7 protein-coding genes are annotated in these 6,185 nt (G+C 31.3%); all 7 read right to left on the reverse strand.

Annotated features, from left to right (window positions below; genetic code table 11):
• Nucleotides 1–84: 84 nt before the first annotated feature.
• The 7 genes from Q4Q35_RS02145 to Q4Q35_RS02175 all read right to left on the reverse strand — a co-directional run bounded on the left by Q4Q35_RS02145 (nt 85) and on the right by Q4Q35_RS02175 (nt 5,890).
• Nucleotides 85–579, reverse strand: coding sequence for a VOC family protein (locus tag Q4Q35_RS02145; protein ID WP_303276274.1), 495 nt, complete (start codon nt 577–579; stop codon nt 85–87).
• A 77-nt stretch (nt 580–656) separates the two neighbouring features.
• Complete coding sequence (locus Q4Q35_RS02150) at nt 657–1,487, reverse strand: AraC family transcriptional regulator (protein WP_303276275.1); 831 nt, start codon at nt 1,485–1,487, stop codon at nt 657–659.
• Between the two features lie 147 nt (nt 1,488–1,634).
• Nucleotides 1,635–2,285, reverse strand: a complete 651-nt coding sequence (locus tag Q4Q35_RS02155) for a hypothetical protein (RefSeq protein WP_303276276.1) — start codon at nt 2,283–2,285, stop codon at nt 1,635–1,637.
• A gap of 162 nt (nt 2,286–2,447) precedes the next feature.
• Entirely contained in the window at nt 2,448–3,386 is a 939-nt protein-coding gene (locus Q4Q35_RS02160; protein ID WP_303276277.1) for a hypothetical protein, read from the reverse strand.
• A 202-nt stretch (nt 3,387–3,588) separates the two neighbouring features.
• A complete protein-coding gene (locus tag Q4Q35_RS02165) occupies nt 3,589–4,236 on the reverse strand; it encodes a helix-turn-helix domain-containing protein (protein ID WP_303276278.1) in 648 nt (215 codons plus the stop codon).
• Nucleotides 4,237–4,524: 288 nt separating this feature from the next.
• Complete coding sequence (locus Q4Q35_RS02170; protein WP_303276279.1) at nt 4,525–5,082, reverse strand: GNAT family N-acetyltransferase; 558 nt, start codon at nt 5,080–5,082, stop codon at nt 4,525–4,527.
• A gap of 205 nt (nt 5,083–5,287) precedes the next feature.
• Nucleotides 5,288–5,890, reverse strand: coding sequence for a hypothetical protein (locus Q4Q35_RS02175; RefSeq protein WP_303276280.1), 603 nt, complete (start codon nt 5,888–5,890; stop codon nt 5,288–5,290).
• Nucleotides 5,891–6,185: the final 295 nt, after the last annotated feature.

A 6,185-nucleotide genomic window follows, 5' to 3' on the forward strand; every position in this document is an offset into this window, starting at 1 on the left:
GAATTAAACACAAAGACGGTTCGAGTTTGCACCCGAACCGCTATTACTTTTATACCTTTGTTGTGCGTTCGCTTTTTACCCCTTTTAGTTTGGAGAATTCAACCCTAACTTGTTTCCTTCTGTATCTAAAAACAGAGCAAAGAATCCATTCTCATCTGCGTGTGCCGTTTTGGGGACAACAATTTTTCCGCCATTTACTTCAACTTTTTCAAGAATATTTTGAAGGTTATCTCCACCATTCAGATAAATGGTTACCCCTTCTGCTGACGGTTTTAAATCTTCTCCTTTCATTATCACCCCGTGTACCGCTTGATTTTCATATGGAAGAATTCCCATTTCCATTCCAGGCATTTCCATTTTTTCAATGTTAATTCCCAAAATTGCCTGGTAAAAATTAATTGCTCTTGAAATGTCTGTTGCAGGGATTTCAAATAGGGAAACATAACTATTCATATCATTTATATTTTTTTCTACGGTTAAATCTTGCTTTTCTATTTTGGAATCGGTTTTACTTTGATTGTTACAAGCAACAAAACCAATCACAAACAGAATGATGGTACTTAGAATTATTCTTTTCATTTATCTTAGGATAATTTGACGAAGCAAAATTATTTTGAATAGGGGAATTAAAATTGTAAAAATGCGACACTTGAATACTACTTGTAGAAAAGAGTTGAAAGCGCCATATTTTCGTTTCCTAAAAACTCTTTTGGAGTAGTTCCGATAAATTCTTTAAAGTCCTTAATAAAATGTGCTTGATCGAAATACTCACTTTCATAAGCAATATTTGTTAGGCTTTCCTTATCATTGAGTATCATCTTTAAAGCTGTCTGCAAACGCAACACTTTGCCTAACTGTTTCGGGCTAATGCCTATCTGCTTCTTGAAGTTTCTTTCAAGTTGCCTTCTTTTCGATAAATCATCTTTCAAAATTTTATTAATTGAATTACTTCCGTTAGCAGCCTGAAGGGAATCTACTGTTGTTTTTACCAAGTTTTCAATAGTTCTATTCTGATTGAGTTTATCTAAAAGAAACGCTTCAATAATCTCAATCCGTTCTTTGGTGTTACTTGCTTGAATGATTTTTTGTTCTAATTCTTTTGCGGGAATTTCTCCAAACAAACTTTCGATTGGAGTTTCAACATCTACCAAATTTTCAAGTGGGGTTGAAACAAAGTTTGAGAATCCGTATGGATAAAAACAGATTGCAAAAGAGTCAACATCTCCCATAGGTTCTATGAAGTAGGACTTTGTTCTTTGTCCCATTATCATAGCATTTGGGTGAATTATATAATCTTTTTGAGATGTATAACGCTTAATCTTATCTTTAAAGTTGAAGGTCATTTCAATGCAGCCATCAGGAATAATTTTTTGCTTCTGGTTGTTTGGGTCAAACGGAACTTCCAACGTCCAATAAAATTTGACGAATGCACTTAAATCAGGGTGTGGTTGAAATGTTTGATAATCCATTTGCGGTTTGTTTTCCATGTTACCTAACGTTTTGCACAAGGATAGTTGCGTGATTAAGCAACTAACTTACCAAAAATGGAACGAACCAGAGGAAAATCCTGCAGATTTTCCGAGTAAGCAAGAACCAAGCAATTATTTTTAGGACACGTTGTTGTACAACGTTTTTTATTTTTCAAATTGCATTTCAGATTTAATACTATATTTTTTTTCGGAGGCAACAGCTTTGTTCACAAATTTTAAACCTCTCATATTATATTCTGGAATTCCAAGCTCGTCATATCTTTTTCCAAAAATTCTCTTAGTAAGTTCAAATGCTGTATTATAAGTAACTTCCAATTCAATTTCATTTTGAATTTCCTCTTTAGTCAGTTCCTCGCGCATTTCTTCCAAATCATCTTTTGAAATTAGTTCAAGCTTTCTTGCTTCAATTTCTTCCAGTAAAGGGTTTCCAAAGTCTTGATAAATCTCATCTCCAGCTTCTCTTAACCTTATTTTTTGTCCGTTTTGAAAAACACAGTAAGAAAGTCCGTGTCCTATTAAAACTTGAATAATTTCAGAGTTTGGAAACCTTTCAAGGAATTTCTTTTCAGTTTTTGTCTGTGTCGGTTTAGCAAATTGCCAACCCAAACTTGCATTAGCAATTATCAAGTTTCCTTTATAATTCGTGATATGCGTTTCTCCAAATTCAGGTCCAATATTGAAATCAGATTCTCCAATCAATTCAAAGCCTTTAAAGCCCAAAGAATTCAATAATTCAAGATTGATTTCTAAATCTCCAATATCTTTAATAAATGTTGCTGTTATGTTCCAGCCCATAAGGTTTCTCTCTAATTAAGCCTAACGTTCTCGACTATAAGTAGTTGCGTTCTTGTTGTTCGTTCATTTTCAATCGTATCTGATTTTTATAGAATGTCAGAAATGTTCCTTGTCTTAACCAACCCCAAGCAATTACTTATAGTTCATTGTTAGCAAACGTTTTTATTTTTCAATTGGTATTTTTTTACAGTTTTCCCAACGGAAAGATTTTTTCTCACCATTTTCTGTATATGTAACAGTTGTTCCGTCATAAGGACAATATTCAAAAGGCTCCTTGTTTCCATTTTTCCAGATGAAAGCATCTAAATCATGAGTTTTTGGATTATGAGTGATTTGAATGATATTGTCTGGTGTCGATTCATCAAACACAACAGAATTTTCGCTGTCGAAAATTGTGAATCCACTTTTTGAAACAAATAAATAATCAATGTTTTTTCCTGGTGTTTTTTGCCAATAAATGATTTCTTTAATTTTTTTACTCTCATTTGTGAAAGGCATTCCAGTTGTCAACTCTTTTCTTGCAACTACTCCGTCTGGTTTGTAATATCTTATAACAACAGTATCTGTTTCTTCAGAAAATGTAAATGAATGATGAAGTTTATTCTGATAACCAAATTTTTTCCAAGTTCCAAATGGCTTTCTGTTTTTAAAAGCACCTGTATGTCTAATATCTCCATTTTCATTGTAAACTTTAAATTCAGAATCTGTTAATGAAGCCTTGAACTTAATATGTGATTCATCATATTTATTCCGCATCACTTTGATGGAATCAGGTAGTTCTTTGTCAACTTGATTTGCCATCATTAGTTTTAACATTATGTCATTATAATTCCCTTTTTTTGGTAGTCGCTGTATTAGTCCAGAATCAGCCTCATTCAGTTCACTTTCATTCTTTGTGTTGAAAAGTCCTATTTTGGCTAAATAATTTGTCGAATCTAATTCGATTGCTTTTGTGAATTTTGATTTGGCTTCAGTCCTATTTCCATCAAAATAAGATTTCCATCCCTCGATTTCAATTAAATGACTTTTCTCCAAGTCTTGATTTTGACAATAGGAAAATTGAATTAAAATCAGAAGTAATATTATCAATCGAATTTTCATTTTTCAAATGTTTGCTAACAAAAATATATAGTTAATATCCATTATATAAACTACTAATGTAGTAAATGTTTTATTTGTTTTTTTTATAAAATACAAGGGTGTTTCCTTTTTTATTACTCTTAACGCCACTAGCTAGAAAAGCTAACGATAGCACATACTATAACTGAGTGGGGATATTAATAGGTTAATATTCCCTATATTATTATTTTTCTACGACATAAGTTTTGGTCAGTTTATCGTATAAGTTTTGATTTTTGTCATCCCAAAGAATCCAAATAATAGGAATAATAAAAAAACTAAATACACCTTTTAAGAGTTCACGGATGGCACCTTCTGTTGCTTTTTTATAATCATCTCCGGTCTCTGATGATATAACTTTCAAACCAAAGATACGGTGTCCTAAATTCCCTTTAAACATTGGGTAAAATATGGCACCAACAATTAGCCCAAAAACAGCAGCAAATCCAAACCCAATGGGGTTTTCGTTATTAAGAAACTCTTTTAATGATGGGGTCTTATAAATTGTATAGGGTATAAAAACAGTGATGACATAGATAAAAGTTTCTAATAAATTAGCTGAAAATCGTTTTCCTTTCGATGCTAATATAAATCCGTGAACTAGATTACTATTAATATTATCTTTAATTTGTTTTTTGCTATTTATTAAATCCTCTATATCAATATCTAAGGCTTCACATATTAATATTAATGTTTTTCCTCGTGGTTCACTTTCATTATTTTCAATTCGTTGTATTGTTCTTAAATTTACTTTTGATAATTCGGCTAACTCTTCTTGAGTTAACCCTTTTGACTTTCTAGTTTCACTAATTTTTTTTCCTATTATACTCATTCTAAATTTTGTTTAAATTTCTTCAAAGTTATTAATGAAACTATATTTTTGATAGCGGTTTGATAGCGGTTTGTTTACGACATTTTTACGGCATTTGATTAAATATTCATATTGTCGTGTTTCTAAAAAGGTAAATTAAGTAATATGTGGTCATTGGTTTATGTTCGTAGAGCATACTATAACCGAGTGGGGTATGATTGTGTGGTTTAAGCACTAAAGTTAGCAAATAAATCACAGATAGAATATTCCTGCAAAATATCCGTAAGTAGGCTAGAACCAAGCAATTAATTATACGAGCTGTTGCCACACGTTTTTATTTATTCCGTAACAAATACATTTCTCGTATTCAGGATATTCGTTCAATTTCGGGTGCTTAAATTCTCCGATTTTCTCCATTCCGATTTTTTTCATCACATTCTCTGATTTAGAATTTTTCTCTGTACACGTTGAAATTATTTTTTCTAAATTCAGTTCTTTAAATGCAAATTCAAGACATTTTTTTGCACCTTCGGTTGCATACCCTTTTCCCCATGAACTTTTTTTTAGTCGCCAACCAATGTCAACCGCAGGTGTGAAGTCAGTTTTATAATCTTGAAATGCTAAACCAATAAATCCGATTAATTCTCCGCTGTCCAAAATTTCCGTTGCGAAGTAGTTAAATCCGTTTTTTGTATAATGTTTTTTAAGTCGGTCGATAAATTCCGCAGTTTCTTTTTCGGTCAATGGTTTTGGAAAATGTTCCATCACATCCAAATCCATATTTATTTTCGCAAATTCTGTCAAATCAGTTTTGGTCCAATTGCGAAACCCAAGCCTTTCAGATTTAAAAATGTATTCTTTTTTCAATTTCAACGTTATTTTCTCAAATGTGTGGCAACAAAAACATATACTTAATATTAACTATATATCCATTATATAAACTACTAATGTAGTAAATGTTTTATTTGTTTTTATCATAAAAGCTCAAGGGTGCTTCTCTTTTTCTTACTCTTAACGCCACTAGCTAAAAAAGCTAGCGATAGCGAACATACTATACCAGAGCGAGGTTTTTTTACCACAAATATTTTAATTCAATTTTATCATTTTCGATATTAAGTACTTTGTATGTCAAAGCTCCAATTTCGATTAAGGTACTTCCTTCGTCAATGTCTAATTTTTCTTTGAATTCCTGCTCATTTTCATTTTTAAAAGTCCAGCGATAAATTCCGTCTATTTTCGGTTGGTTTTCAGTTGTTCTATTAAGAACTAAATTTCGATTTTTAAGAACTCCGTTTTCCCAACCAGAAACATCCCAAAATCCATTAAACATTTCCACTAAAGAATCAGCAACAATTTCTCGTTTTTTCTTTAACTCAATAAATTTGTGTTTGAAAATTTTACTTTCTAAACTATCATAGTCAATTCCGTTCCATTCACAGTTTCCGACTATTTTTATTACGTTTCCATTGGTTTTGATGTCGTAATAGTCAATAGAAGAAGAACTGAAAGAACAAGTGTCTTTAATCGATTTGGCTTTATTAATAAATTCAGTTATTAATTTTAAATCAGCTTTTCCGATTTCAGTTGTCCAAGTCGAGTCAGTTCCAGAACCATAATAATAAAACGGGCTTTTTTTAATTGCTTTTATTTTTTCTCCGGTTTTAAAAATGTCCATTGAGAAAAATTCAATTCTTTCATCTCCAGTTCTAAATCGAATTTCAATGTCTGAAAAGTCATTAAATTCCGCTTTGTCAATTTTGTCAGAATTGCAAGAAGTTAGAATTAGAAGTAAGATTATTAATAGTTTCTCATTGTTCCTCAAATGACACACAACGTGAGTCTGTGTATTAACTTAGTTTTGTTGATTCAAATATATAAAAGTTGTTTTTGATTAATACTTAAGTTTAATCTTTTAGAAAAAAAGAGCTTAAAATGATTGTTTTTGACTGATAAATAACGGGATTTAGTTA

The sequence above is a fragment of the Flavivirga aquimarina genome (assembly GCF_030540835.1).
GTDB lineage: Bacteria > Bacteroidota > Bacteroidia > Flavobacteriales > Flavobacteriaceae > Flavivirga > Flavivirga aquimarina.